Origin of the sequence: Aeromonas sp. QDB31 (assembly GCF_027707605.1) — a bacterium.
GTDB classification, from domain to species: Bacteria; Pseudomonadota; Gammaproteobacteria; order Enterobacterales; family Aeromonadaceae; genus Aeromonas; species Aeromonas media.
The window spans coordinates 228008-252586 of record NZ_JAPCIX010000006.1; the positions used below are offsets into that span (position 1 = coordinate 228008).

The window sequence follows — 24579 nt, forward strand, 5'->3', positions numbered from 1 at the left end:
TGTTTCCGTTGATTATTGTTAGGTGTTACACGGCCAGGGAGAGCCTGGTCGACTCCACGGGCGCCCCGACACCGGACGCCAGATAAGGAATAACGTTGCGCACCAGCCCTTCCACATCGAGCTGCTGGCCAAAATCGGCCTGGGCGATGTCACGCAGGGCATCGGCGGAAGCCATGGTGAACACGACGGTGCCCAGGGTGAAGTGCAGGCGCCAGAACAGATCCGCCGGCGACAGGGCCGGGTTGGCCTTGGAGATCGCCTGGGTGATCCCGTGCAGGGTCGCCCCGTAGTGGGTGGTGATGAAACGGCGCAGGTGGCCCTGACTGTCGATGTAACCGCGCCCCAGCAACTGCATGAAGAGCGCCGGGCCGTTGGCCCGCACCGCCACCAGCTTCATCAGGGGATCGACAAAGCTCTCGAACACCTGCAGCAGGGTCAGCTGCTCCTGCACCATCAGGGTCTGCAGGCGCGCATCCAGCGCCGGCATGAAGATACTCAGGTAGCGATCGAGCACCGCCTGGATCAGCTCCTTCTTGGAGCCGAAGTGGTAGTTGACCGAGGCCAGGTTCACATCGGCCTCGCTGGTGATCAGACGCAACGAGGTATCGGCGAATCCCCGCTCGGCAAACAGCACCTCGGCGGCATCGAGAATACGGTTTTTGGTATCGATTTTACTCACTGGACACCTCACTTAAACGAATGTTTAAAAAGTACGTTTCACGCCCAGTCATGTCAAGAGAATGTGAACAGGTGTTGGCGAAATGTTTTCAACCAAAAAAGCGGGAACAAGATGGGAACTTAGCGGCCAGGTCGGACTCTATATCTATGCCACTGCAATTAAACATTAAGTCTCGCCCAACTTGCGCCATGCTAGTTGGGCATTTTTTTATCCGGGTGGCGGCGAAGATTGCGGGCAAAAAAAACCGTCGCAGGGGCGACGGTGGGGAAAAGTGAGTCGAATCATCCAGTTTCGACTCATCGATGAGAGTTCAGGCTTGCATCGATGGGGCTATGCTCGCAGACAAAGGTGGTCAGACTTTGTCAGTCCTGGCGTAATTTGTGACAAAGTATGGCAGGCCGCCACATGGCCCGAGTCCGCCAATTTTGCTATGCTGGCGCCTCATGCCAGAGGGGAGAGAAGATGAAGTATACGGTCGATACCCACACGCACACCGTCGCCAGCACCCACGCCTACAGCACCATTCACGATTACCTGCCCATTGCCAGGGCCAAGGGGATCAAGCTGTTCGCCACCACGGATCACGGCCCCGACATGGCCGATGCCCCTCACTTCTGGCACTTCGTCAACCTGCACGTGCTGCCGCGGGTGGTGGACGGGGTCGGCATACTGCGCGGCATCGAGGCCAACATCAAGAATATAGACGGCGACATCGACTTCCCCGAGCGCTACGAGTCGCGCCTCGACATGATCATGGCCGGCTTCCATGAGCCCGTGTTTCCTCCCTGCGATCAGGCCACCCATACCCAGGCCATGATCAACGCCATCAAGAGTGGCCGCGTCGACATGATAAGCCACCCGGGCAACCCGGCTTTTCCCATCGACATCCAGGCCGTGGTCAGGGCTGCCGCCGAATACAGGGTGGCGCTGGAGATCAACAACTCCTCCTTTAGTCACTCCCGTCCTGGCAGTGAGGGCAACTGCCGCGCCATCGTCGAGGCGGCGCGCGACCTCGGTGCCTATCTCACCTTCGGTTCAGACTCCCACGTGGCCTTCAGCCTGGGAGATTTTGACCACTGCCATCGGCTGGTGACCGAGGCCGGCTTCCCCGAGGAGCGGATCCTGGCACGCTCCCCCCGCGCCCTGCTCGCGTTTCTCGAGAGCCGTGGCCGCGCCCACATTCCGGAATTCGTCGATCTCTGAGGTGTACCCGTAACTCCATGAGCAGGCTCATAAAAACAGCCCAGTCTCATTGACTTGCCAACACATTTTCGGGAATCTAACGACAAGCCGGTATAGCTCAGTTGGTAGAGCAGCGCATTCGTAATGCGAAGGTCGTAGGTTCGACTCCTATTACCGGCACCATTAAAAACAGTGACTTATGATTTCATCATGCCAGACAAATTATAGATCTTCGTCCTGGGTACCACATGGGGTACCACATTTGGCACGAGGTAGGCACCAACCTTACTTCCGAAGGTACTTCCTAACGGCGAGTACCACACTATCTCAATGTATTCTCTTAGTCGGGTAGAGCAGTGTTCATGAAGGAAAGTGTTACAACACCAGCTTGACTCATTCGACACCAACAACAACCTTTGGCGGCTAAGACATCAAGGGTGATAAATCATGTTGTTCTCTACGGCATGAACTAAGCCACAACAACTAAGTTATTGAAAATAAAAGGCACTTTCATTTTAGTGAAAGTACTTTTTTAGTTTTGAACCCACATTTGAACCCACACCTACCAAACTAGACATCGTTGTTGATAGCTCCGATCAAGCGATCGTTGATTCATAGCTTTGGCCTCATTGCTGTGCTGACGTTCCTCTGTTCGTGTTTCTGAGGGTTAATACACAAGAGAGGGCCGTTGGCCCTCTCTTGCTATCTCTTTTGCTGTTGTCAGTACACACATCAGCTTGTGTCTGATGTCATCAACATTGCACATGTGGAGAGAACCCGACCAGGGACAGCTTAATCCAGATGCGCAGCCAGCCAGTCGAGCCCCTGATTGCCGAAGGTAAACAACTGGTCGCTATAACCCTGGCCAATCACGCTACGAATAATCTCGGGGTCGATATTGAGATAGTCGTGCACCAGCGCATTACGAAGGCCAATGATCTTGCGCCAGCCGCTTAGTGTGTCGGGGAATAGTTCTCCACGCTGGGCCAGGATCTCGAATGCCTGATAGGCATCCTGCGGAGTATGGCCCGCCAGCGCTCTGGCCCAGTGTTTTGCCACTCCGATACATGCTTCGATAGAAACCTGCAGGGTTCGTTCAGCGGCGCGGTACTCCAGATTGGAAAGCGCACGCTGCGCCAGAATAGCCCGGATCTCTGACAGCTCGGCCTGATAGCGCGACAGGCTGATGCGCAAAGCGCCGATATAGGCGTTATCGCTCATCTCTACTCCTCTGAATGATTCTTGCTGATATCTGCCTGGCGACTGGGATAACCAAGTTCCATCTGCGACATAATCCGCGCTTCTTCCTGCAAGCGTCGCCCCTCATCACGACTATAGAGAGGACGATTGGCTGCGACCACTGCAAAGGCCAACGGAATGGGGGCCTGATTGATATCGACAACGGAGAGTTCCCCTTCCGCCAGCCCCAGGACTCGTTGCCACTCCAGCGCTAGCAGTTCAGGCCGCAACCGGTTCTCCAGCGCGGTCCCCAGCGGCCCACTCTGTTTGACCGGATCAAAGGCCACAGCCAGATCCCAGTCACTGGCAGGGCCAGCCGTTCCCTTGGCGCGAGAGCCGTAGAGCCAAAGCACTTGCACCTGCTCATTGGCACCGGCAAGGCAGACCAACTGTTTGAGAATGTCACTATCCTGTTTCATATTTGGCTCTGCTACCAAGCAGGTTAAAGAGAGGTACTAATCTACATGATGCCACAAGGCTGTGTGCAGGTATAAGGCTGTGTGCAGGTATGAGGCATTCATAGGGAGCGTAACAGACATAGTTCAATGAGTCTGCTCTGTGTCAGCAGAATGGCTCTCCCACCATGTAGGGTCAGCACAAGTGATGTAGAAAACCATTTTCTTCTGCTATTTAGGTGATGCTAAATTTATACACTGTATCATTTTATTAGAATGATGACTTATTAAAAAATATTAAAATATATTTTCAGGTAGGGATGATGTTTAAACCCCCTGTGGTTTCATACAGGAACTGAAAATGCTTTATAAGAAACGAATATGGTAAACCCAAGTAAAACAATAGCAAATGCCATTGTAACTACCAGCTTGATGAATACAACAACATTTCGAGTGTCAAGTTTTTGCTTTAAATTTGAAAGTTCTGTTTTTTGAGATGTTTCCAGCTCAGAATCTAATCTTTCGAATAAATCAGTATACTCATCTACGGTAGCACTCAATGTTGAAAATTGACCTAATAGATTAACTAACACTACCAATACCAAGAATGCAACCATAAAGCAGTAAGATACATTTTTTAGGAACTGTAAACTTTCTATTGATGTTGTTGCTTCCATATTTGATGTCGCAAACCATACGCCCAGCGGAATGGAAAATGTTTTTGTTGCAACATCATCAAAAACCTTATTAATTTTACCTATATACTCTGTTGATTTTTCTCGATACTCTTTTCTAACTTTGTCAAACGAGTAGTTTCTTACGTATTGTTCATAACTAACAAGTAGCTTGCTCATGAAAGCATTGAAGTGACGCACTAAATGAGATAACCTTGATTTGCAGTCTAAGTCACTTAATAAATTGTAAAGAGCTTCACGAACTAGGCTATTCATCGCTTCTTTGTGCTGATCCTTACCTAGTAACTCATCTAAAAAATCAACATTAATTTCATTATCAAGAGTGGATTCGTCTATCAAAATCGATATATCTAATGCCTGTCCACAAAGGATTGTGTACGTATTCCCTTTGCTTGTGTGTGACACATCCCTAACCAAATTACAAACTTTCGATACATTTAGATAAGCGGTGAACTTCTGATCTCCACAATCTGCAGTCAGAATTTTTTTATCATCACTGAAATAAACTGCCTTAACCGGTTGAAGTAAGTAATCTGTATATTTTATTAACTCATTCCACGAGGAACAAATGAAATAGTCACCACCCTGCTTTGATTGAGCATCAAGTTCAATCTTGGCTCTGTCATAAGCATTGTATTGCTTCTCGGTTATTAAACTATCAACTGTTAGTTGATTTTTATTTTCCGAGCCGTTATATACCGAAAAAGTAGCAGAGCAAAGATCGGCTTTGTTTAGTTTTTTTATTCTACCGATCATAACTTCGTTGAAATCTACAAAACCATAAACAAATCTCCCATCAATAGAAACATCTGTCATGCTCTCTCTGATAGACTTGTAAAGCTCTAATGTTTCAATGTTCATAGTGAATCACTATCTTTGTGTATCACGTTGAAGTTCAATGATACTTTGCTTCAATGTTTCAGGAATTTCATCGAAAATTAATTTGCCATCTTGGTAATTAATTGTCTTGCCGAATAAATCATTATCAAAACTAATTGAAACACCATTTCCACGGCCACTTAATCTAACATAACGCTTCAGTTCTGTTGGACTGATGGCTATCTCTTCGCTCAATTGATGCTCGTCATTTCTTGCAATCACTAAAAATGCATCTGCGGAATCAGGGAACACTGCATTAGCAATATGACTGAGTAGAATTTCTCTGCCAGTTTTTTGCTGTTCTTGAATGAAGCTATATGCAGAATCGAGCTTTGATTGAGTTGCATCATGATCTAGTTCAAGTGCCGCTGAGTACGTCTTGATTGCACTCTTGAGTGCGGTTGTTTCACGCGTCGCAGCTTGTTTATCACGTTGACAACCAATAAAAGACTCAAAATAGTCGCGCATTTCAACTGAACGACCTGTCTTAAATTTGATATAGCGGCTTGTCAAGCCTTCACTCCACTCGGTTATGTTTATTGAGGCTCCCAAGTGCAAGCGGTTTAAATCGATTATAGTTGCAGAGCTGAGGTCAAGGGCCTCACTAGCATTTATACCTTCAATACGACTCAAGACGGTAACAGCTAATAGCTCACTATTTTTATATTCATATATATAGAAAGCCAGTATACCACCTTTTACGCTTTGTAATTTTGGTTCGGAGATGATGTCAGCAAACCTTTCCGACATTGCTTTTGTTGTTCCAACAAAATCAATCTCTTGATTTGTAAATTTTTTCAGTTGTTGCTCAAATGCAGGTTCTAGTGTTGCATCCCCATCAACACCAAACTCACCAATATTTAATGTTGCTTGAGAAAAAAGCTCTATCAATTGACCTGTTAGCTTTTCACCAAGGCCATCTATTGAGTTTTCCTCATCACGCAAATTTTTAACAACAAGATCGCCGTCTTTATCGCGGGTAACTTCATGTAAAATTACATTTTTTATTGCCATTTTAGCGCCTATTACTTTCCTATATCAAAAACATTATATATCAATCAATAAATTTTCATGAAGCTATTTAGTATCATTCTTTTTGCAAGCCTACAACTCGATATATGATGAAGTGTGAGCCAGAGAACACCGCCGTCAAGAAGCCATCAAGCAGCGCCTCCAGCTCATCAAATTCTTCATCACTCAAAATTTCAAACGGTTGCATTTTTACCAACTCCAGTAATCCATCCGTTTTGGCATGGAGTGGAATATTGTTGATTAAATGTCACCACCCACTCCTTTGAATTTCTCTACAAACGCCGCGATCTTCTGGAAAACGCTCTGTTTTTTGGTCAGATACTGCGGGTTTAGCGGGCTCATCTTGGGCAGGAGTGAATTGAGCTCGGTGCCGTTTTCGCTGGCGAATTCGCGCTTGAGCGAGGTGCTGATATAGCGCTTTGCCGCTTCCGCATTCAGATTTTCAGAGCTGATCAGCTCATCGGCTTCTCGTCGTTGCTCGGCCTGAGCAAAGGCGTAGAAGGCTTCGATGACGCTGGCTGCATCACCAATCTGGTCCAAGTCGGTTTGATTGATAAAATCGACCAGCAGGCTCTCCTTGGCTCGATTGCCAAGGCTTGCACGGATCAGGCGGCGCACTTCGTCTACCAGATCGGCTTTGCTTCTGGTTTTCTTGTTGTGCTCATAAATCAGCTCAAGTATATAATCGAGGTTGATCTCCTGGGATTTGAGCAGATCCACCTCAAAGACGATGTCATCCCAGTCGATGGTGGATTTGTCTTTTTCCTCTGCCGATTTTTGCCGACGCTGCCAATCTCGGATGTCATTGTAGGTTGAACGGTAGTCTTGGATCGTGCGTTCAGCTGGCAGGCGAATGGTCTGCAACTCGGCCAGCTTTGCATCATCCAGATAGTGTTCGGCTTTGAATGCTTCGACCGCTTCAGGGTCGCTCATATCTACGCGTTGCAGGGCCTTCAGGCTGGCAAACTCGTCATAGTTTTGTAGCAGGTTCTCAACGCGCAGATACTCGCCAAAGAGTTTCGCGAACGCCTTTTTGTCGGCTTCTTTCTCAATGGCAGCAGGATCAGGAAAGCGCTGCTCCAGCTCGCTAACCACATCCATAAAGCCCCGCCGTGCTTGACCGGTTACGAGATCGGTAAAGCCTTCCATGTACTCCTTGTAGCTCTTTTCCAGCACCACGTTCTTGGTGTTCTTGTCACCGAACAGGGTGATGGCGTCGATGGTCGCCTGCTCCAGGTCGCGGAAAGTGACGATATTGCCGAAGGTTTTGGTTGCGTCAAAAATGCGGTTGGTGCGCGAGTACGCCTGCATCAGCCCGTGGTAGCGCAGGTTCTTGTCCACAAACAGAGTGTTCAGCGTGGGGGCATCAAAGCCGGTCAGGAACATCCCCACCACGATCAGCAGATCGATCTCCTTGGCCTTAACCTGTTTGGCCAAGTCGCGGTAATAGTTTTGAAAACCATTGCTATCCACACTGAAATTGGTTTTAAACATCGCGTTATAGTCTGCGATTGCCGCGCTTAAAAACTCCTTGGCACTGCTATTCATAGCGGAGACATCAAAGCTCTCATCCTCAATGTCGCCCACAGCATCCTGCTCTTCATTGGCGGCAAACGAGAAGATGGTTGCCACTTTCAGCGGCTTTTCGCTCTTTTGCTGCAACGCCTTGAACGACTCGTAGTAGAGTTTGGCTGCCTCCACGCTGCTCACCGCAAACATGGCATTAAAGCCCTTGGCGTTCGGTTGCAGGCGATGGGTCTTTTGCCGGAAGTTGTTCAGTATGTACTGGGTGATCTCACGAATGCGATCCGGATGTAGCAAGGCCTGCTTGTTTTCCGCCGCGCTCAGCTTCTTCTCATTTTTCTCTGTTTCGATGGCTTTGAACTGAGGGCGAACATCGTTGTAGTCCACCTTGAACTTGAGCACTTTTTCATCGCGAATAGCATCGGTGATGACATAAGAGTGCAACTCGCGGCCAAACACACTGGCGGTGGTGTCTGCGCCCAGCGCGTTCTGCGGGAAGATGGGCGTGCCGGTAAAGCCAAACTGGTAGAACTTCTTGAACTTTTTCTTCAGGTTGTTCTGGGCCTCACCAAATTGGCTGCGATGGCACTCATCGAAAATAAAGACCACCTGCTTGCCGTAAATCGGCAAGTCAGCCTCGCTCTTCATCAAGTTGTTGAGCTTCTGGATGGTCGTGACGACGATCTTGTTGTCATCCTTGTCCAGATTGCGCTTTAGGCCCGCCGTGCTGTCCGAGCCGTTAACGCTGTCCGGTGAAAAGCGCTGATACTCCCTCATGGTCTGGTAATCCAGATCCTTGCGATCCACCACGAAGAATACCTTATCGATAAACTCCAGCTCTGTAGCCAGCCGCGCCGCCTTGAAACTGGTCAGCGTCTTGCCCGATCCTGTGGTGTGCCAGATGTAGCCGCCGCTTTCGGTATTGCTCCAGTTCTTGGCCTGATAGCTACTTCTGATCTTCCACAGAATGCGCTCGGTGGCGGCAATCTGGTAAGGGCGCATCACCAGCAAGGTGTTGCTGACGTCGAACACCGAGTAATGCAGCAGCACATTGAGCAGTGTGTTTTTCTGAAAGAAGGTTGCAGTAAAGTCTTTCAGATCCTTGATAAGCGCGTTGTCCGACTTCGCCCAGTTCATGGTGAAGTCGAAGCTGTTTTTATTACGTGTCGTGGTATTGGCAAAATAGCGACTATCGGTGCCGTTGGAGATGACAAACAGCTGCAAATATTTGAACAAAGAGTGCTTACTGTTAAAGCTTTCTTTGCTGTAGCGGTGGACCTGATTAAACGCTTCGCGGATCGCCACACCACGTTTTTTAAGCTCGATCTGTACCAGTGGCAGACCGTTTACCAGGATCGTCACATCATAGCGATTGGCAAGGCTGCCGGTTTGTTCAAACTGCTTGATCACCTGTACCTTGTTACGGACGATGTTCTTCTTATCCAGCAGGTATATGTTTTTGATTCTGCCATCATCAAAGACGAAGTCATGGATATAGTCATCGTGGATCTTGCGGGTCTTATCGATGATGCTGTCGCTGGGCTTATCGAGGAAAGTCTCAACAAAACGCTGCCATTCACCATCAAGAAATTGTACGTCATTGAGCGCTTGCAGTTGTTCTCGCACATTGGTGAGCATGGTGGCAGGGTTATTCAGGGTGGGCAGGAACTCATGACCTTGATTGACCAGATCCTCAATCAGCTCACGCTCCAGATCGCTTTCGCTCTGGTAGCTTTCAGCAACCGACCATTCCTTAGTGTATTTATCCAGCACGATAAATTTGTTGGATTCTGCGATGGTTTTATAATCAGCCATTTTGGTGCTCCTGCTGCCAGTAGCCATAGTTGCTCTTCAAATGCTCGAGCAACAACTTGACAATTGCTTTCTCAGCTTGCGTTGGCTCTGCAACGGCTTCGTTCGATAGCGTGTTGTGGCTTGTGAAATTAATTATTCTGCTTAGATAAAGTTGCTTGTCATCCGGCAAGAGTTCTGACCATTTGGGGTAACCCAAAAAGCTGGCTGTTTTCTCGTAGAGGTTTCGCAGTAAGGTGAAATGAAACCGTTCAACCTTGTTGTCCGCAATCGCCTGCTCAATGACCTGCTTCAGATGCAGATGGTAGGAAAAGCTCTTGTTAGAGTCGCCCTGTTTTTCAGTAAGGGCAAAGCTGCCGTCTTCAAACCGCTCCAGCATGTAGCAGGCCTTGCCGTTCAGTTCATTGAAAAGCACGTTATAGAACAGTGGGCTGTGCGTCGAGACGATGAACCTCAGATTTGACTTGCTTGATTTGATCAGGCTGGCCAGATTGACTGCCAGCTCAATCAAATGGTTTTCATCGAGAGAGCTGACGGGGTCGTCAATGAACACATACTCCAACTGGTCAAAGGCGCTGGTCTCGCGCTCGCCCGGCTCGGCAACATTGAGAATCGTCACCGCCTGATCCAACAGGGTGTAGAAAACACTCCAGATGAAATTGCTCTCTTCACCTTTGGAAAGCTTGATATGTGGGGAATGCTCCTCGTTGCCGCGCTCCAGGGAGAAGGTGACTTCGTCAAAGTCGGCGCTAAAATGCGGCGTTATTTTGTCGTTCGCATAACGCTGGAAATAATGAACGATATTTCCATCTTGACCCAGATCCTTGAGTAGCGTCAGCAGCCAGCTGGTATAAGAATTGGGTTGGACCTTCAGCTTGTACTCGGCATCACCCGTCAAGTCGTTATCCCAATAGAACAGGTCTTCGGTGAAGGCGTTGTAATAGAGGATCTTGTTGCGTGATAACTCGGGCGCATCGGCTTCCTCATCGTTCTCTGCGCCATTGGTTTTGGGCGTAATCAGTTGCTTGAATGCACGCGACAGGCGCGTCTTGCCCGTACCGTTGAAGGCATAGATCAGTTGAACCTTCGGCACAGGTTTGACTTCGTCAACTTCCTTAGTTTTCTCAGGGACAGTTTTCCTGACTGTTTTTGGCGTGCTCAGTTTCTGAGCAATTTCGGTCAGCGTCTTGCCCATGTTATACCTCTACCGCTTCCGGCTTTGGGAAGCACAACAGCAGATCGCGGTAATACGCATATTGTTTCTGACGTAGCTCGATTTCGCGGGGCAGACCCTCGGTGATGGAGTTGGTCAGTGCATCGAACTTGTCAAGGATGGCCACAATCTGTTTCTGCTCTTCGACCGAAGGAACGGGTATTTCCAATTGAATAAGGTCAGACTTATTGACTGCAGGCACCCCGCCTTCCTTTTTCAAGCCCAACAGCATTTCGCTTCGTGATTGAAGGAAGTAAAAGAGGTATTTATTGATCAGAACTGTCAAATCTGTTGATCGCAGTTTGTAACACAAAGGCCCCAACCAGAATGGCTTGTTTTGGTAACCTACGTAGCCAATGCCACCCTGACCTCGCGACGGAGTTGTGACAGTATCACCAGAGCAATTACTTGCTGCGCTGTAGCCCGATCGGGATGTTCCAGCATTGATGTAATCAAAGCTTGTCGCGCTTTCAAGAATTTCGGGTGGTTTTGACCCGGTGTTTATGTCAACTAGCGACCCCAAAGTCTTCCACTCTACGTCCCTGTCTTCGGAACTTAACAATTGGTCGCGATAGTGGTTGTATTGCTTTTTACGGGCGGTAAGCTCATTGGTAAGCTCATTGGTAAGCTCGGTGAAGGTGTCCAGTATACGAACGATTTTGGCTTGGACTTCCAGCGATTTTTTCGGGTTGTCTGGGCAGGGGATAGGTGCAACGATCTTGGCGAGATCACCACTTGAAACTCTGCGAACCTTCGCTCCTGTAATGTATTTTCTCTTCTGTTCTTGAAATATATTTGTTTGAAAAAAATAGGCTAGATATTTGGCATTTTGGCCATGACGAAATAGCATCATGTCTCCTGAGATCGCCACCACCTCGCCAAGCCATGCTAATGGCTTAACCACGTCTTCATCGTTTTCTGAAGTTGTCGCAAGTAAAAGGTCATTCCTTTTTGCTTTTTTCAACCGGTTTGCCAGTGCTTCGGGTACAAAAGTAAAGGTGTTTTCTGCTGAGAGACCATACCGAGTATAAAGTTGTCCGTAGTGAATAGCAGGGAAGCCGACCTCAACGAAGTCTTTTTTCTGCATTCCGTTACCACGGATAAAGTTACCAATCTCCCCTAGTGCCTTCCACTCCACCTCAACCCCATCCAGCAGCTTGTCCAAAAAATTCATGCTGCTCATGCCTTCAGCTCCTCGCCTTCGCTGTCGTTACCCTCAATCTGAGCGACGATGGCGTCAATGTCTTTGCGCAGTTGGTCGATTTTAGACACTGTGGTTTTCAGCTCGGCATTGAGCTGGGCGATGTCCACCACCTCACGGTTGTCTTTCGCTTCCACATAACTGCTGACCGAGAGGTTGTAGTCCTTCTCCTCTGCGATCTCTCTATATTCGACGGATCGTGCGAAGTGCTCGACATTCGCTTTACTATCGAACACCCGCATGATTTGTTGGATATGGCCGGGATGTTTCTCGTCATCGTTGTCCGTAAGAACGTTGTTATTGGTTTCCTTCTTGAACAGGCCGCTGGCGTCAATGAACTGGATGCGGGTGTCGGTTTTGTGTTTGGAGAGCACCAGAATATTCACCGCGATGGTGGTGCCATAAAACAGATTGGGTGCAAGCGAGATCACGGTTTCCACATAGTTGTTATCCACCAGATATTTCCGGATCTTTTGCTCGGCGCCGCCACGGTAGAAGATGCCGGGGAAGCAGACGATGGCTGCGCGGCCTTTGACGGAGAGGTAGCTGAGCGCGTGCAGCACGAAGGCAAAGTCGGCTTTGGATTTGGGGGCGAGCACACCAGCGGGGGCAAAGCGGTCATCGTTGATCAGGGTTGGGTCGTCCGATCCTATCCACTTCACCGAATAGGGCGGATTGGAGACGATGGCATCAAAGGGTTTGTCGTCGCCAAAGTGGGGTTCGCGCAGCGTATCGCCGAGTTGGATGTTGAACTTGTCGTAGTTGACGTTGTGCAAGAACATGTTCATCCGCGCCAGGTTGTAGGTGGTGTGGTTGAGCTCTTGCCCGAAGAAGCCGTCTTCGATGATGTGGGCGTCGAAATGCTTCTTGGCTTGCAAGAGCAGCGAGCCGGAGCCGCAAGCCGGGTCGTAAATTTTGTTGACGCTACTTTGGCCATGCATGGCAAGCTGGGCGATCAGCTTGGAGACATGCTGGGGGGTGAAAAACTCGCCACCTGATTTACCAGCGTTGGCGGCATAGTTGGAAATCAGGAACTCGTAGGCATCGCCGAAGAGATCGATATGGCTATCTTCAAAATCGCCGAAATCCAGCTTTGCCACGCCATTAAGCACTGCTGCCAAACGGGCGTTTTTATCTTTTACCGTATGGCCCAAACGGTTGCTGGTTGTATCGAAATCAGCGAACAACCCTTTGATATCTCGCTCTGACGGATAACCGTTTGCCGACGCTTCAATGTCGGCAAAAATGTGGGCAAGGTCGGTATTGAGACTGTCGTTGCTATTGGCATTTTTGGCCACATTGACGAAGAGATCGCTGGGACGGATAAAGTAGCCCTTGGTCTTGATGGCATCATCTTTGATTTCCGACGTGATCACGCTATCGGGTAGTGCGGCATAGTTTACGCTGTCATCACCGCCTTCGATGTAGCTGGCAAAGTTCTCGCTGATAAAGCGATAGAACAGGGCGCCCAGTACATACTGCTTAAAATCCCACCCGTCGACAGCACCGCGAACCTCGTTGGCAATGGCCCAGATCTGACGTTGCAGGGCGGCGCGTTGTTGAATGCTTGTCATGCTGTGATTCCTGTGTGTCGCCTCGCAAGCCAGGAGGCGGAACTTCTAATGAAAATGATGTGCATCATACCGGAAAAATGCCCCACATTCAGGTAACTGGCGCCATCTGGTTAACATCTAAAAATGGTGGGAAGGCTGCTTGCCCAGTCTTCCCCCTTCCTCCTAAAGAGTGATGGCTGGGTAAAGCACCACATAGACATAGCCGTGACTGCCAAGGCTATCGGCTTCACAGGTGAAACCGTTGTGATGGACGGTAATGCGTAGCTAACGTTGGGCATCCAATTCACGTGTCAGCAATTTGGCCTCCAGTTCCTTGATGATGCTAGGGAAGGCGGCTTCTAACCGATCTATTGCCTCCTCTTCCCATTCGCCAATCAATGATGCCCGGTCTGACAGAAAGTGCAGCCAGTGATGTTCTTGAATAAGGCGAGCGCCAAAGCGTAGGGTGACTGTATGGGGCAAGCCCCACTGCGCAAAAATTCGGGTGGGCTGATCTGGAGCTGCAGGTTGTTGGCCATTGGAGTTGGTAGTTGTCGTGGCCATGATTAGCGATATCTCAGTTCAATGTTGATGCGGGTGCCGGGCACGTTGTGGCGCTGGCGTAGTCTGGTCAGATGCTCCGGGAGGTCGGTCAGTCTTGTCAGCCGTCCGCGATAGCGCCGGGAGAGAGTGATGTAGTCGGGATGGCTCACGGTGATGGTCACCTGATGCCCCGGCTGCCAGCGGCCAAAGAGGCGTGCTTTGGCTTCCTTGATGGTGGTGATGCCGGGGGCTGGTAACCTCTGGCGGTTGCGCAGATGCAGTTTGTTGAGCTCGGGGGCATAGCGATGCACCTCGAGCCCGGTTATAAGACGAGTCATGTCTATTACTCCTACGATGCAAAGGGCCAGCCTGAGGGGGCTGGCCCTTTATGCTGTTTGTGGCTATGCGAGACGGCGGGTCTTCAACGAGCTCTGTCAGCGGTCTCATTGATCACAGGCTTGCAATTGAGGCGGTCCAGCAGGTGCCGCGAGCCGTATTGAGCTACCAGTCGGTCTATAGCCATCTGGGCGCAGGCCGTTCTGCTGGGCTTATTCTCAGGTATTGCGTAACGAGCGGTGAGCCAGCCGCCGAGCAGTGCTATGCGGTAGCCACTTGGGATGTGGGTGAGCGACGTACCGATGCCCCTCCCGTGAATGAGAAAGGGCACGGCCTGCCCGCCGATGTCGATATCGATACGCTGGCCCTTGAGCTCGAAGGTGGTGAGCTCACCGGTTTGCGGATGTTTGCCCGGCACCTTGATGGTGTTGTGTTTGGCCATCTCACACCTCCGGTTTGGCTTCAAAGTGGTGGGTCACAACGCTCGCCTCCGGGTCGATGCTGATAAACGCCGGGGCTTGCGGATGGTACTGATAGAGCCGCGCCAGTTCGGCACGAAACGCCTCGATGTTCGGCGCCATCACATGCCAGGTACCACCCTCGGCATAGGTAAAGGTCTCGAGCTTCTCTGTGTTAATCCAGATGCCGAAATACCAAGCGTCCTCCTCGGTATCGTACTGCTGCCAGCCATGAGCCAGCAGTGTCCGGTCGTAGTAGTAGCGGTCTGCCTGATGGCTCCCCCGGTCGATGCGGCACCCGGTCACGGTGAGCTCAAGCGGGATACGCCCAGCCTTGTGGGCTTGCTTAACTCGGTGCAGCAGCTTGAGGGCCTTGGCTCTGCTGCGTTGATTCCCGAGTGGATGGGGCTGTGTGGCCCGCAATGCCAGGTGGGTCATTATCTTCGGCGCGGTGTTGTGGTTGAGCTGGCCGATAGCGGCGGTTATCTGCCGAGCGGACAGGGGCTTGTAATCTCGCAGGTCGTGCATGGCTGGGTTCCTTAAAATGCATACAGCCCCTCGGAGTGAGGGGCTGTATGGGAGCATGGGTGTGTGCTGGTAACAGTTGCTCAGGTATGACTACTCCAATCCGGCGCGTCATTACTGCCGTGGTTGACATAGGCCCCGACAATCACTCGTTGCCACTCGCCGACCGGCTGACCCGCTGCATTACAGGCACAGCGAAAACGGGCGAAGTTAATCTCACGCGGCAAGTGCTCACGCATATCTCGTGGACTGACAAAGAGCGTTGTTTTGTGCAGTACCGGGTTGGGTGCAACCAGCGGGCCGCCAATACGCCGCCCCTCCACATCGTGGGCATAGGCAAAACCCGGTAGCATCAACTGCTGGCTGATGAGCTTGGCAAGCGCGGGATGAGCACACATGGCCTCCGCTACGGCGGCCTGGCTAAAGCTGTCATTGAACTCAATCATGGTATTTCTCCATTTCCGCTGGTGAACGGTAAGCCGCTGCCAGCAGCGCAAACTGTTCAATCAGGTAACTGATGCTGATGCCTAGTTCATCGCTGACCCCATCCCCCAGATGGTGATGCAGGAGTGCCATGTCATCGGCGATACGTTGGGCTAGGTGGGCCGTTGAACTCGGTGGTGAGCTTGTCACCGTCAGGGTGATGGAGAGATCCATCACATCTCTCCCCAAGGTGCTTGCTCCCACAGTGACAACCGGGTCAGCACGTCTTGCGCCAGCACTTGCTGCAACTGCTGTATCACCTTCACCAGCCGGGGAGCCTGCTCAGGGCTCCCGCTCCATTCACTCGACTGGTACAGGGCGCAGCAGGTGAATTTGTAGAGGGCTACCAGTTCGGCATCGGTGAGTGGTGCCTGATGGTAACGGTGAGCCGGTTTAAGCGGACTCAGCTTGGTCGAGCGCTGCTGGCGTGGTTCCTGGCGGTCCTGCTGGCGCCCCAGCTGATAGCGATGCCAAACGGCACGCCGGTTGGCGAGCATCATCAGCCGCACCAACCGATCTACCCGCCACGTCCAGGTACTGGTGACATACATTGGCGAGTTCCACCAGAGGGTGCGCAGCAACTCAAGGGTGTAGTGCGGTGGCATCGGGGCATTGCAAAAACGGTGTAACTGTACGGCAAAGGCAAGGTAGTCCTTGCGATCGATCATGAAAGCAGACATGGGGTGACTCCTTGAAATGCAAAAGGCCACCTGCAGTGAGGTGGCCTTGCTGGGTGATGTCGGGATATCCGGATCATGGTGTTGGTGCTGATGATCCGGGTTTGGGGGGCTGGCGTTATTCATACGCCTGTTCTTTGCCGGGGAGAACCGCATCGAACAGGATGGCGTAGAGCGTGGAGTCAATGCCGTTGACGGCGTCGTGGTGTGGGTAATAGGGCGGCGCGTCTCGGGAGCGCTCGAAGTAGTCGCCAAAGCAACTGAGGCATTCGCGTATCTCGACGGTGGAGCCCTGCAGCAAGGTCTCTTCAAACTGCTTGGCATACACCGCGTCAGCACGCGCCTTGGTGACGGCCTTCTCTAACAACTCCAGCGCCCCTTCGTTGCTGGCGGTGGTAAGGCTATGGCGCAGCTTGCCCAGCGTTTCTTCCAGAGAATAGGGGTTGGGTCATCGCATCGTCACATAATCCCCCGTTCGGCCAGTGACACCACCCCTTCGGTGCCGACCACCAGATGGTCAAGCAGACGGATATCCACCAGCGTCAGCGCCTCACGTAACGATTTGGTTAGTGCAATGTCCGCCGAACTCGGCTCCGGGTTACCACTGGGATGATTGTGAACCACGATGATGGCTGCGCAGTTCAGCGCCAGTGCCCGCTTAACCACTTCCCGTGGGTAGACGTTGGCACTGTCCAGGGTGCCACGAAACAGCTCCTCAAAGGCATGTACACGGTGTTGGGAGTCAAGGAACAGTGCGCCAAACACTTCGTGCTCCCGGCCTTGCAGCAAGGTTTGCAGCCGCTCGGCGGCCTCTTTGGTCGAGGTGATCACGGCGCCCTTGGCCAGCCGCTTGCGGGCAATCTGGTTAGCCATGCGCAGCAGGTCTTGTTCGGTCACCGGTTCGGTAACGACATAAGTGCCGGGGCATTCCCCGGCTTTGAGTTTGTGGTAACGCATAGTGGTCTCCTGAAAAAGAAAACCCCGGCAGCGCGAGGCGTGCCGAGGTCAAATGGATGTAGAGGGGATGTTGGTTCAGATGAGGGGAGTTCAGTTGGCCGTCGTGATGGCTCCTGCTCTGGCGGTGGGTTCACGCTTCACTGGCACTAGCGATTTGGGGGCCAGTACGTTGAACGGGATAGCGAGCTCCACACTCAGCCGTTCTGCCAGTTCATAGGCAGGGCCGATGGTGTCGTAGTTAGCTACCCAGGTAGCCAGTGCCAGCCCACTGGTCTCTACCGTCCGTAGGTAGACGCTGTAGCCTTGAACTGTCAGGCCACTGTCACGCACAACCTGCGTCTCGCCATCTCGATTAATCGCCTCAAGCTCAACGGCGATCGCTTGGCTGGGCATCGTGTGCCTCCTCTGGAGGGAAGGGATCACTCTCCACGCGATAGCCGTGATGAATGCAGACTCGCTGCAGGTCGCTCAGAAAGCTGCCCAGTACACGGGGCTGCTCAGAGAGCGGGACGGGCCCCGCCTGGCTACGCCAAAAACAGCGGCGCGTGGGGTCAATACAGATTTCATCCACGGGCTGGCTCATCGTGCGCCAGTCCTCGGCATTGGTGAGGGAGAGCAGTTGCCACTGCACGCCAGACCAGCGCACTTGTAAGGTGACTGTGCGGGCTGGTGGGCTATCCGGTGTCAGGTGCAGCAACCAGCGCTCGCCTTGGCGAGTTGGCTGTAGTTTGGCCTTGGCAGCAACCAGCCCCAGCCACTGGCGTGAGAAGTGGGAGAGCGGCAGTTCGTTAGTCATCACACACCTCCTAATCCCCACTGACCGTGACGGTGAAGCACCCCATTCGACAGTAGGCAATAAAGTTGGTCTGCCACAGGGTGAATAACTCATGGGCCTCGGCGCGTTGCATCGGACCCCATCCTTGCAGATAGTGTTCGTCATCCAGGAAGTTGAAATCGAGCTCCTTGCAGAGCTCGGCATCCTGGCCGAGTCCCTGGTAACTGAAGTCGGTGACGTAATCGAACAGCCAGCCATCAAGACCGCGAATCAGGCGTATCTCGACCGGGTGAGTCCCTCCTTGTTCGGGGCTGTAAGCGGGGCAGCGAAAGTTGAAGGTGAGCTGGGTCAGGCGCTCAAGGTCAATGTCGGAATGAGCGACCTCCTGATTGAGGAGCGAGAGCAGTGCTTGGGCAACGGGCAGGGCAAAGCCGTCCCGGAAAAAGGGAATAATCATAGGTGTTCCTTGTCAAATCTAATAAATCGAGGGAGGCGTTAGCCTCCCTCTGATTAGCGATCTGCGTAGTCAATCAGGCTATGCAGTGAAAATGCGGGCTACCGTCCTCATTGTGCGTTGCAATTTGTGGTAAATACGCTCCAGACGCTCAGTCACCGAGTGCCACATACGCTCATACCATGCTTGCGTCTCGTCCGTTGAGGAAAGATGCCTAGCGCCCATTTGCGTTTGTGACATATCTGCCGTCGTCGCAGGGATGGCAAATCGATCCAGGTCGATGTCGCCCTCTTGCGTGGCCGCCTGAATCACCCTGTTCGCCTCTTCCTCCGTGAGATATCCCGCTGAAGTCTGTTGATGACTACTCGCCTCGTCACTGTTCGGTTGGGTATAGCAGCTGTAGTCTGGACTGTTTGAGGCTGGGAGGACTTCAAGCCCTGTCGTCGGGATCTCCGTCAAACCACGTGATGTGGTGATATAAAGCGTCTGGGCTTGACGCAATTGGTCCCAAAACTGGTCGAATTGCGCTAGCTGATAGGGCGGCTCGAGGTATTCGTTACCATCGACAATCAGCTTAAAATCGCGCTCTCCGGAGCCATACTCTTTGCCCTTGATCGTCGCGAACATCGAAACCGGTTCAGCATCTTTGCAGACGATGGTCAATGTGGTATCACCATCAACATCAATCGCATAATTGGCCTGCGTACCCGGCCCAAACCAGCTGTACCACTCCCCTTGCTCTTGAGCTGTGACATGAGCGCTCAAGGATAAGCAGCCCGCCAATATCATGACTTTTGTCTTCATGATGAAGTCCTTTGTACTTTAATGCGGATCGCTGTTGCATATAGCGTTTATGCCCCCTGTGACGGATGACAGGGCAATCGCTATTGGCTTAGATCCCATCGGGGTTACTTTGAAAAAGTTTTACGACACGCAAATGATGCGTCAATGAGGTCTCGCTCTGTCGGATGTTCAAAATTTCCATCCAGCTCATCCGCAATGCACTCGCAAACTTGGGTCGGTGCGCCGCTGGATTGGCATCCCGCGATAAATTGTTTTTCTTTAACATCTGAGCAACCTGACAGCGCCATGGTTGCCAGCAACATGGATAATGCTTTGTTCATTGATGTGTCATCCTGAGGCATGAATAAGAATAAAAATTGGCAGCCGAGCAGGCTGCCAATGGGGAGGGGGTGGATCAACGTTCTACAGCAGGGCTTGTCTGGCCACTCAGGATCCGTTGCTTCCGCTCTGCCTCAGGTAAGTCATTGATGCAGTAATTGATATAGAAAATGTGAAAGATGATGGTGTAAAACACATTCATCTTGAGGTCAATGCGATGCTCGTTCAGTGCATAAGATGTCAGTGCAGCTCTGGCTTTAAATGCCCACACGATATGCAACACCATGCTGGCAATAGTGAGAATGCCAGACAGTATGCTCACTATTTCGTCACCAGTTCCAGACAACAGGTAACTCATGCCAAGGCATACGCAGACCCAAATAATGTAAGTGTTATCTACCAACTTGGTCTTGGTCGACTCAGCGATGATTTGCGTCGCTTTATTCATCCACAGAATGTTATAGATGCTGCCGGTCACCAATCCCAACAACGCAAAGTTTAGTGTTTTAGTATCCAACTTATCTTTCAATTCATTAATGGTAGACATGTTATTTCCTTATGTTTCATTGGCATGGATATATTGATTGCTAGGAGGAGGTAGGCATCACAGCCCACCGTTACTGGTCAAATGAGAGGGTTTGCTCACCCCCCAGGGTGGTCACCGTGACTTCAAGGGGATTGCAGTCGGCGGGCTGCATCGACAAGGTTATCTTGCCGCCAAAGCCCATTCGAAAGGGCAACTTGGCTTTCGGATCGATCGTGCAACTGCCTCGGTTGATCTTGAGGTCGGTGATCACCATCCGGTTACTGCGGCTGGTGATATCGAGCAGGTACTTGTTCCAAGTCGTCTTGCCGTAATAGGGATTACCGCGTTTTCTCAACTGTACATCGCCCTCCTTCAGCGGTTCGATGTTAGCCAGGTCTTCGTCGAGGACGGCGACGTCATAGGTCTCTTGTGATTGGCAAGGAAAGCCTGGCGAGCCCAGCGCCGGTAGCGTGTTTGCAATGTTCGCTGTTGGGAACGAAAATTTGCGGCTGCCTTTTTCGCGTTGATATACGCCTAGTTCTTTCGCATTTCTCAGTGCGGTCCAGAGTTCCTCAAAACTTTTCTGGTCTTGAAGAACCCGGTGGCCAATGAAGATCTTGCCATCCACTTCAAAAACGAAATCACTTTGATAGTCCTGAGAGCCGTATTTTCCGACACTCATGATGTCCACATTGATGGTGGCGGGTTTGTTAGGGTGACAATGAATGGTGAATGAATCCGCCCGGTTATAGACACCGTAGCTGAATCCCTCAGCTGCGTTACCAAACTGCTTCCAGCCTGGGGCATCAGCGGCTGACTCACTGAGGGCATGTGCTTGCTGAGTGGCTGCCAGCATTACTAGCAATAGCATGGATTTTTTCATGTTTGTTTCCTTCTAAATTGTCTTGATGTAATTCGACCCATTCGGTCCATATCCAACCAAAATCAACCATTAAAGGCGATCCTCATCCTTTTGAGTCCTTCATGTCAACAAGTCCAACTGCCAACTTTAAAAGTTGGATTTGGAGGTGTGATGGGTATCAATCAGGACGCGTTAGCCAAAGCAGTGGGCAGAGCCATTGCTTATCAACGTCAACAACGGGGAATGACCCAAGAGGAAGTCGCGGAACGGCTGCAGATTGGGATGGAGGCGGTATCTCGCATGGAGCGGGGGATTGTGGTTCCCACTATCGTTCGACTGGCTGAGTTGGCACAAATATTTGGATGTGAGCTGACGGACTTGCTCCGTGAAACCAGTTCGCGGCCCCTTGAGCAAGCCGTCAGATTAGCTCACCAACTCGAGCAACTCACCGACGATGATCGTCAATGGGTCACCGATACCATGACGGCACTGATGAGCCGCCTAATCCGTTAACCAATTCCACAGCTTGTGGGCGCCGTAAGCTGCAGCCGCCCCGACGGCAAACGGTGCCCATGCTGGCGCAGTCGACACCCCTACCAAGGATGTCAGTGCCGCCGTGGTGGCACCACCTGCTACGGATGAGCTCAGGGAGGCGCCTGTTACCCCTGCAGTTGCTACGGAGGTCAGGTGCCCCAGTGAAGATCGCGTGACTTGAGCCGCCAGTAACGTGGCAGCGACCTCAGTGACTTGAGCAGAGTGGTGCTGATCTTTGATACACCACATCACGAAGTGCTCACAATTGTTGAACAGCAGGTTATAACTGCGTTCGCCCAGACGGCTGTGCGCTCGATTGACACTGTGATCCGGGCTCAGTCGCTGAGGATGGGTCCTGATAATAAAGTCCTTCTCCTGGCAAAACTCCCCTAACGTAGACATGACAACCTGACACGCGTCATGACCAGAAAACGGGCCCTGGTAGTGGATCACCCAATCGTCACCGACGTAGATCCCGTGGTGCTCATACCCGATGCGTGGGGAGATAAGGTGGTCGCCATAGTTCAATGAGGACATGATGCTCTCTCCTACTTCAGCAGGGTGATGGCTTGCGCCAGGGCACGGGATTTGAGCTGAGCGCCTTGGCCAAACCAGGCGGAATCCAGCCGATGATCCTGGCTGCGGGTACGGCGATGATGATCGACATACTCGGTCACCGCATTGACCAATCCCCACGCGGTGTTATGCGAGCTGGCCAGCTCGGCCCCCATCCCTGCCCCTTGATAGAGTTCATGTAAACGCTGTACAGGCCGGGTGAGCACAATGCTCTCTTCCTCCACAGGCTGTGCCAGCAGATCACTGAAAAAGCGCAGTGCCTCTTGAGGTGCCACAGGGCGTTGGCTGAGTGCTTTAGCATGCTGACCGAAATGGTCCCACTGGCTTATCCCCAGTCCCAGCGCCTGTTTCACGGCAGTTGCGTCGAACTGGGTTGAGTGTGGAACCTTGATAGCTCCGGTCTGGTTCCCTACCGCTACCTGCAGGGTGTTGTTGCACACCACCCGCACTGAGGTGAACTGCGCCGTGGTGCAGAGGGTGCCATCACAGCTGGTCGCCAGCAGCAGATAGGACTTCACCAGGTCACCACCTTTGAGCATCAGGTCCTGGCCGGTCTTGGCCAAGGCCCAGAGTTTGCGGCCGCCTTTCAGCGAGCCTGCGGTCTCCAGCTCGAAACCCCCCGCTTCTACCAGATCTTGATAGAAGTGCAGCACCTCATGGGGCTGTACCACGTTGTAGCGCTGTGAGACCACCGACAGCGGTGCCAGGGTATCGGAGCGGTAGAGCACCTTGCTGTCGGGGTAGGTGTGAAGGATGGGATTATCAGGCGCGCCCTGATACAGCACATCGCTTTGCTCGATGGTCCAGTCCATTCCGGCGGCTTGCAGCCAGACATCAAGGGACTGTTGTGGAGGTAGAACATTGCCGAGGCCATGCCAAGGGGTTTGGCCGGTGTAGGCCATGGAATCAATCAAATGAGCCATAGAGATCTCCAATGAAAAAGGGACTGCCGAAGCAGTCCCAGAGGTAGGTTCATGGAGATAACATATGTTTCAAATTTGATGGATTAGAGCAAATCTATCTAAATAAGATAGGAGTATTCAGATAGATGAATTCATCGCACTAATTTCATTGGATTGCATCCATGTAATCAAATCATCAAATGCCATTGGCTTTGCAAAATAGTATCCCTGAAAAGCCTCACAGCCATAGCTTTTAAGTCGTTCGAACTGTTCGCGGGTTTCTACACCCTCGGCAATCACTCTTATACCCATTTCCCCAGCCATTGTTATGATACCTTTGCACACAGCGGCATCCTTTCTGTCGGAAAGAACGCTGTCTACAAAGCTCTTATCAATTTTGACACTCTCTACGGGAAGATCTTTCAAATAGCTGAAGCTGGAGAATCCTGTCCCAAAGTCGTCTATACTGGTGGTGATACCTTTGCTTTCTAGTTCACGAAGAATATCAATGGCTCCTTCACTATTGCGCATCAAAATACTCTCAGTGAGCTCTAGCTCTAGGTACGTTGGTGGAAGGTTGGTTCTATTCAAAACTCCGAGTAGAGTTGTCATAAATCCCGGCCGATGAAACTGTAATTGGGACAAATTTACTGCCATGCGTCCCTTAAGAATGTCCATATCCAAGAGCTGCTTTGCGTCTTTACATGCCTGAGTTATAACCCAGCGTCCTAGATGAATAATCTGACCTGTCTCTTCCGCAATCGGAATGAAATCAGCAGGGGAGACTAGACCTTTGTTAGGATGTTTCCAGCGAACCAATGCCTCCAGGCCACATATTTCTCCATGCTGATTCACTTGGGGTTGGTAATTAAGGAATAGTTGTCCAGTCTTGATGGCTTCCTGTAGTTCATTACGCAGTATTACGCGCTTGGATAGTTTTTTATCTAGGTCATCGGAATAGGAAACATACGTATCCCTACCTTGTTGTTTCGCTTTGTACATTGCCATATCAGCCTGCTGCAGCATTTTGGCTGATATGTCTATGTTCTCCGTTAAGAAGCTGATGCCGATGCTAGCTGTCACATATAGCTCGTGGACACCAATCTGGTGTACTTGACTTATCTCGCTGAGGAGCAACTCTGCAACCACCTCCGCGTCTTGTTGGCTTTCCAAGTTTGGCAGCAATAACACAAACTCGTCACCACCAAAGCGGGCAAGCGTATCAGTATTGCGTGTAACACTTTGCAGTCGACGAGCGACACTGATAAGTACTTCATCGCCAATGCGATGGCCAAGAGTGTCATTAATTGGTTTGAACGTATCTAAGTCAATGAACAATACCGCAACCAATTTACCGCTGCGCTTTGCTAGGGAAGGTGCGAATAAGCGGGGAAATTCTTCTCGGCTGACTCAGTCATTTCATTTTTTCAGTTTGAGCCGATCTT

General features: G+C 51.2%; 30 protein-coding genes, 1 tRNA gene and 2 pseudogenes. 3 read left to right on the forward strand and 30 right to left on the reverse strand.

The genetic code is table 11. The features are described 5' to 3' along the window. Positions 1-25: 25 nt before the first annotated feature. Positions 26-679 (reverse strand): TetR/AcrR family transcriptional regulator, encoded by a 654-nt coding sequence (locus PG898_RS09090; RefSeq protein WP_025327582.1) that lies wholly within the window; start codon positions 677-679, stop codon positions 26-28. A 462-nt stretch (positions 680-1141) separates the two neighbouring features. On the opposite strand from PG898_RS09090, the gene PG898_RS09095 reads away from it, so the two are divergent. Together PG898_RS09095 and PG898_RS09100 are read left to right on the forward strand one after the other, a co-directional pair. Beyond that, the gene (locus PG898_RS09095) at positions 1142-1882 is read left to right on the forward strand and encodes a phosphatase (RefSeq protein ID WP_218409260.1); all 741 of its coding nucleotides are present in this window, start codon (positions 1142-1144) and stop codon (positions 1880-1882) included. 86 nt (positions 1883-1968) lie between these two features. After that, positions 1969-2044: transfer RNA gene (locus PG898_RS09100), tRNA-Thr, on the forward strand. 609 nt (positions 2045-2653) lie between these two features. Here the strand turns inward: PG898_RS09100 and hepT are convergent. From hepT to PG898_RS09225, 25 genes and pseudogenes are all read right to left on the reverse strand, one after another. Next, positions 2654-3082, reverse strand: coding sequence for a type VII toxin-antitoxin system HepT family RNase toxin (hepT, locus tag PG898_RS09105; RefSeq protein WP_245147337.1), 429 nt, complete (start codon positions 3080-3082; stop codon positions 2654-2656). Positions 3083-3084: 2 nt separating this feature from the next. Next, positions 3085-3519 (reverse strand): type VII toxin-antitoxin system MntA family adenylyltransferase antitoxin, encoded by a 435-nt coding sequence (gene mntA / locus PG898_RS09110; RefSeq protein ID WP_270823716.1) that lies wholly within the window; start codon positions 3517-3519, stop codon positions 3085-3087. A 320-nt stretch (positions 3520-3839) separates the two neighbouring features. Then, positions 3840-5051 (reverse strand): hypothetical protein, encoded by a 1212-nt coding sequence (locus PG898_RS09115; protein ID WP_270823715.1) that lies wholly within the window; start codon positions 5049-5051, stop codon positions 3840-3842. A 9-nt stretch (positions 5052-5060) separates the two neighbouring features. Continuing rightward, the gene (locus tag PG898_RS09120; RefSeq protein ID WP_245147334.1) at positions 5061-6083 is read right to left on the reverse strand and encodes a nucleoid-associated protein; all 1023 of its coding nucleotides are present in this window, start codon (positions 6081-6083) and stop codon (positions 5061-5063) included. Positions 6084-6156: 73 nt separating this feature from the next. Beyond that, positions 6157-6288, reverse strand: coding sequence for a hypothetical protein (locus PG898_RS09125; protein ID WP_270823714.1), 132 nt, complete (start codon positions 6286-6288; stop codon positions 6157-6159). A 53-nt stretch (positions 6289-6341) separates the two neighbouring features. After that, on the reverse strand, positions 6342-9440 hold the full coding sequence (locus PG898_RS09130; RefSeq protein ID WP_270823713.1) for an HsdR family type I site-specific deoxyribonuclease: 3099 nt from the start codon (positions 9438-9440) through the stop codon (positions 6342-6344). Then, entirely contained in the window at positions 9433-10632 is a 1200-nt protein-coding gene (locus tag PG898_RS09135; RefSeq protein WP_270823712.1) for an AAA family ATPase, read from the reverse strand. The genes PG898_RS09130 and PG898_RS09135 overlap by 8 nt, the downstream gene beginning before the upstream one ends. A gap of 1 nt (position 10633) precedes the next feature. Beyond that, positions 10634-11833, reverse strand: a complete 1200-nt coding sequence (locus PG898_RS09140; RefSeq protein WP_270823710.1) for a restriction endonuclease subunit S — start codon at positions 11831-11833, stop codon at positions 10634-10636. Next, positions 11830-13425, reverse strand: coding sequence for a type I restriction-modification system subunit M (locus PG898_RS09145; RefSeq protein WP_270823708.1), 1596 nt, complete (start codon positions 13423-13425; stop codon positions 11830-11832). Before PG898_RS09145 ends, PG898_RS09140 begins: the two co-directional genes overlap by 4 nt. Before the next feature lie 162 nt (positions 13426-13587). Further along, a pseudogene (locus PG898_RS09150) lies at positions 13588-13968 on the reverse strand (type IV toxin-antitoxin system YeeU family antitoxin). Positions 13969-13970: 2 nt separating this feature from the next. Beyond that, positions 13971-14285 (reverse strand): hypothetical protein, encoded by a 315-nt coding sequence (locus PG898_RS09155; protein WP_270823707.1) that lies wholly within the window; start codon positions 14283-14285, stop codon positions 13971-13973. Between the two features lie 83 nt (positions 14286-14368). Continuing rightward, entirely contained in the window at positions 14369-14725 is a 357-nt protein-coding gene (locus tag PG898_RS09160; RefSeq protein ID WP_270823706.1) for a hypothetical protein, read from the reverse strand. Between the two features lies 1 nt (position 14726). Next, positions 14727-15269 (reverse strand): hypothetical protein, encoded by a 543-nt coding sequence (locus PG898_RS09165; RefSeq protein WP_270823705.1) that lies wholly within the window; start codon positions 15267-15269, stop codon positions 14727-14729. Between the two features lie 80 nt (positions 15270-15349). Beyond that, the gene (locus PG898_RS09170; protein ID WP_125602574.1) at positions 15350-15712 is read right to left on the reverse strand and encodes a hypothetical protein; all 363 of its coding nucleotides are present in this window, start codon (positions 15710-15712) and stop codon (positions 15350-15352) included. Next, positions 15705-15923 (reverse strand): hypothetical protein, encoded by a 219-nt coding sequence (locus PG898_RS09175; RefSeq protein WP_270823704.1) that lies wholly within the window; start codon positions 15921-15923, stop codon positions 15705-15707. The genes PG898_RS09170 and PG898_RS09175 overlap by 8 nt, the downstream gene beginning before the upstream one ends. Continuing rightward, entirely contained in the window at positions 15923-16429 is a 507-nt protein-coding gene (locus PG898_RS09180; protein ID WP_270823703.1) for a hypothetical protein, read from the reverse strand. The genes PG898_RS09175 and PG898_RS09180 overlap by 1 nt, the downstream gene beginning before the upstream one ends. Positions 16430-16544: 115 nt before the next feature. Continuing rightward, positions 16545-16793, reverse strand: a complete 249-nt coding sequence (locus PG898_RS09185) for a hypothetical protein (RefSeq protein WP_139390257.1) — start codon at positions 16791-16793, stop codon at positions 16545-16547. Positions 16794-16885: 92 nt separating this feature from the next. Continuing rightward, positions 16886-17383 carry a RadC family protein gene (gene radC / locus PG898_RS09190; protein WP_270823702.1) on the reverse strand — a complete coding sequence of 166 codons (498 nt, stop codon included), beginning with the start codon at positions 17381-17383 and terminating at the stop codon, positions 16886-16888. Positions 17384-17473: 90 nt separating this feature from the next. Continuing rightward, entirely contained in the window at positions 17474-17776 is a 303-nt protein-coding gene (locus PG898_RS09195) for a hypothetical protein (RefSeq protein ID WP_270823701.1), read from the reverse strand. Beyond that, positions 17751-18179: a hypothetical protein gene (locus PG898_RS09200; RefSeq protein ID WP_111875161.1), complete on the reverse strand. Its 429-nt coding sequence runs from the start codon at positions 18177-18179 to the stop codon at positions 17751-17753. Before PG898_RS09200 ends, PG898_RS09195 begins: the two co-directional genes overlap by 26 nt. A 10-nt stretch (positions 18180-18189) precedes the next feature. Next, positions 18190-18615 (reverse strand): DUF2787 domain-containing protein, encoded by a 426-nt coding sequence (locus PG898_RS09205; RefSeq protein ID WP_270823699.1) that lies wholly within the window; start codon positions 18613-18615, stop codon positions 18190-18192. Positions 18616-18693: 78 nt separating this feature from the next. Further along, on the reverse strand, positions 18694-19416 hold the full coding sequence (locus PG898_RS09210) for a hypothetical protein (protein WP_270823698.1): 723 nt from the start codon (positions 19414-19416) through the stop codon (positions 18694-18696). 104 nt (positions 19417-19520) lie between these two features. Next, positions 19521-19736, reverse strand: a complete 216-nt coding sequence (locus tag PG898_RS09215; protein ID WP_270823696.1) for a hypothetical protein — start codon at positions 19734-19736, stop codon at positions 19521-19523. Positions 19737-19810: 74 nt separating this feature from the next. Then, on the reverse strand, positions 19811-20281 hold the full coding sequence (locus PG898_RS09220) for a hypothetical protein (protein ID WP_270823695.1): 471 nt from the start codon (positions 20279-20281) through the stop codon (positions 19811-19813). 70 nt (positions 20282-20351) lie between these two features. Further along, positions 20352-21143 carry a hypothetical protein gene (locus PG898_RS09225; protein WP_270823694.1) on the reverse strand — a complete coding sequence of 264 codons (792 nt, stop codon included), beginning with the start codon at positions 21141-21143 and terminating at the stop codon, positions 20352-20354. Positions 21144-21293: 150 nt separating this feature from the next. Here PG898_RS09225 and PG898_RS09230 point away from each other — a divergent pair, with 150 nt between their 5' ends. Beyond that, positions 21294-21635, forward strand: coding sequence for a helix-turn-helix domain-containing protein (locus tag PG898_RS09230; RefSeq protein ID WP_042010847.1), 342 nt, complete (start codon positions 21294-21296; stop codon positions 21633-21635). On the opposite strand, the gene PG898_RS09235 is transcribed toward PG898_RS09230, so the two are convergent. From PG898_RS09235 to PG898_RS09250, 4 genes and pseudogenes are all read right to left on the reverse strand, one after another. Continuing rightward, complete coding sequence (locus PG898_RS09235) at positions 21624-22193, reverse strand: lecithin retinol acyltransferase family protein (protein WP_270823693.1); 570 nt, start codon at positions 22191-22193, stop codon at positions 21624-21626. The genes PG898_RS09230 and PG898_RS09235 overlap by 12 nt on opposite strands. Before the next feature lie 11 nt (positions 22194-22204). Next, positions 22205-23155 (reverse strand): DUF932 domain-containing protein, encoded by a 951-nt coding sequence (locus PG898_RS09240; protein WP_270823692.1) that lies wholly within the window; start codon positions 23153-23155, stop codon positions 22205-22207. Positions 23156-23272: 117 nt separating this feature from the next. Further along, on the reverse strand, positions 23273-24136 hold the full coding sequence (locus PG898_RS09245) for a putative bifunctional diguanylate cyclase/phosphodiesterase (RefSeq protein WP_270823836.1): 864 nt from the start codon (positions 24134-24136) through the stop codon (positions 23273-23275). Further along, positions 24110-24493 (reverse strand): annotated as a pseudogene (locus PG898_RS09250) (diguanylate cyclase domain-containing protein); the annotation flags it as partial. The gene PG898_RS09245 and the pseudogene PG898_RS09250, both read right to left, overlap by 27 nt. Positions 24494-24579 lie beyond the last annotated feature (86 nt).

Excerpts from the sequence above, each read along its gene's own strand:
- PG898_RS09195 (WP_270823701.1), bottom strand. The coding sequence starts at position 17,776 with ATGCCCAGCCAAGCGATCGCCGTTGAGCTTGAGGCGATTAATCGAGAT.
- PG898_RS09155 (WP_270823707.1), bottom strand. The coding sequence starts at position 14,285 with ATGACTCGTCTTATAACCGGGCTCGAGGTGCATCGCTATGCCCCCGAG.
- PG898_RS09245 (WP_270823836.1), bottom strand. The coding sequence starts at position 24,136 with ATGTACAAAGCGAAACAACAAGGTAGGGATACGTATGTTTCCTATTCC.
- mntA (WP_270823716.1), bottom strand. The coding sequence starts at position 3,519 with ATGAAACAGGATAGTGACATTCTCAAACAGTTGGTCTGCCTTGCCGGT.
- PG898_RS09140 (WP_270823710.1), bottom strand. The coding sequence starts at position 11,833 with ATGAGCAGCATGAATTTTTTGGACAAGCTGCTGGATGGGGTTGAGGTG.
- PG898_RS09220 (WP_270823695.1), bottom strand. The coding sequence starts at position 20,281 with ATGTCTACCATTAATGAATTGAAAGATAAGTTGGATACTAAAACACTA.
- PG898_RS09145 (WP_270823708.1), bottom strand. The coding sequence starts at position 13,425 with ATGACAAGCATTCAACAACGCGCCGCCCTGCAACGTCAGATCTGGGCC.
- PG898_RS09240 (WP_270823692.1), bottom strand. The coding sequence starts at position 23,155 with ATGGCTCATTTGATTGATTCCATGGCCTACACCGGCCAAACCCCTTGG.
- PG898_RS09230 (WP_042010847.1), top strand. The coding sequence starts at position 21,294 with ATGGGTATCAATCAGGACGCGTTAGCCAAAGCAGTGGGCAGAGCCATT.
- PG898_RS09125 (WP_270823714.1), bottom strand. The coding sequence starts at position 6,288 with ATGCAACCGTTTGAAATTTTGAGTGATGAAGAATTTGATGAGCTGGAG.
- PG898_RS09120 (WP_245147334.1), bottom strand. The coding sequence starts at position 6,083 with ATGGCAATAAAAAATGTAATTTTACATGAAGTTACCCGCGATAAAGAC.
- PG898_RS09180 (WP_270823703.1), bottom strand. The coding sequence starts at position 16,429 with ATGTCTGCTTTCATGATCGATCGCAAGGACTACCTTGCCTTTGCCGTA.
- radC (WP_270823702.1), bottom strand. The coding sequence starts at position 17,383 with ATGCGTTACCACAAACTCAAAGCCGGGGAATGCCCCGGCACTTATGTC.
- hepT (WP_245147337.1), bottom strand. The coding sequence starts at position 3,082 with ATGAGCGATAACGCCTATATCGGCGCTTTGCGCATCAGCCTGTCGCGC.
- PG898_RS09115 (WP_270823715.1), bottom strand. The coding sequence starts at position 5,051 with ATGAACATTGAAACATTAGAGCTTTACAAGTCTATCAGAGAGAGCATG.
- PG898_RS09095 (WP_218409260.1), top strand. The coding sequence starts at position 1,142 with ATGAAGTATACGGTCGATACCCACACGCACACCGTCGCCAGCACCCAC.
- PG898_RS09235 (WP_270823693.1), bottom strand. The coding sequence starts at position 22,193 with ATGTCCTCATTGAACTATGGCGACCACCTTATCTCCCCACGCATCGGG.
- PG898_RS09175 (WP_270823704.1), bottom strand. The coding sequence starts at position 15,923 with ATGGATCTCTCCATCACCCTGACGGTGACAAGCTCACCACCGAGTTCA.
- PG898_RS09225 (WP_270823694.1), bottom strand. The coding sequence starts at position 21,143 with ATGAAAAAATCCATGCTATTGCTAGTAATGCTGGCAGCCACTCAGCAA.
- PG898_RS09130 (WP_270823713.1), bottom strand. The coding sequence starts at position 9,440 with ATGGCTGATTATAAAACCATCGCAGAATCCAACAAATTTATCGTGCTG.
- PG898_RS09205 (WP_270823699.1), bottom strand. The coding sequence starts at position 18,615 with ATGATTATTCCCTTTTTCCGGGACGGCTTTGCCCTGCCCGTTGCCCAA.
- PG898_RS09215 (WP_270823696.1), bottom strand. The coding sequence starts at position 19,736 with ATGAACAAAGCATTATCCATGTTGCTGGCAACCATGGCGCTGTCAGGT.
- PG898_RS09135 (WP_270823712.1), bottom strand. The coding sequence starts at position 10,632 with ATGGGCAAGACGCTGACCGAAATTGCTCAGAAACTGAGCACGCCAAAA.
- PG898_RS09165 (WP_270823705.1), bottom strand. The coding sequence starts at position 15,269 with ATGCACGACCTGCGAGATTACAAGCCCCTGTCCGCTCGGCAGATAACC.
- PG898_RS09200 (WP_111875161.1), bottom strand. The coding sequence starts at position 18,179 with ATGACTAACGAACTGCCGCTCTCCCACTTCTCACGCCAGTGGCTGGGG.
- PG898_RS09160 (WP_270823706.1), bottom strand. The coding sequence starts at position 14,725 with ATGGCCAAACACAACACCATCAAGGTGCCGGGCAAACATCCGCAAACC.
- PG898_RS09170 (WP_125602574.1), bottom strand. The coding sequence starts at position 15,712 with ATGATTGAGTTCAATGACAGCTTTAGCCAGGCCGCCGTAGCGGAGGCC.
- PG898_RS09210 (WP_270823698.1), bottom strand. The coding sequence starts at position 19,416 with ATGAAGACAAAAGTCATGATATTGGCGGGCTGCTTATCCTTGAGCGCT.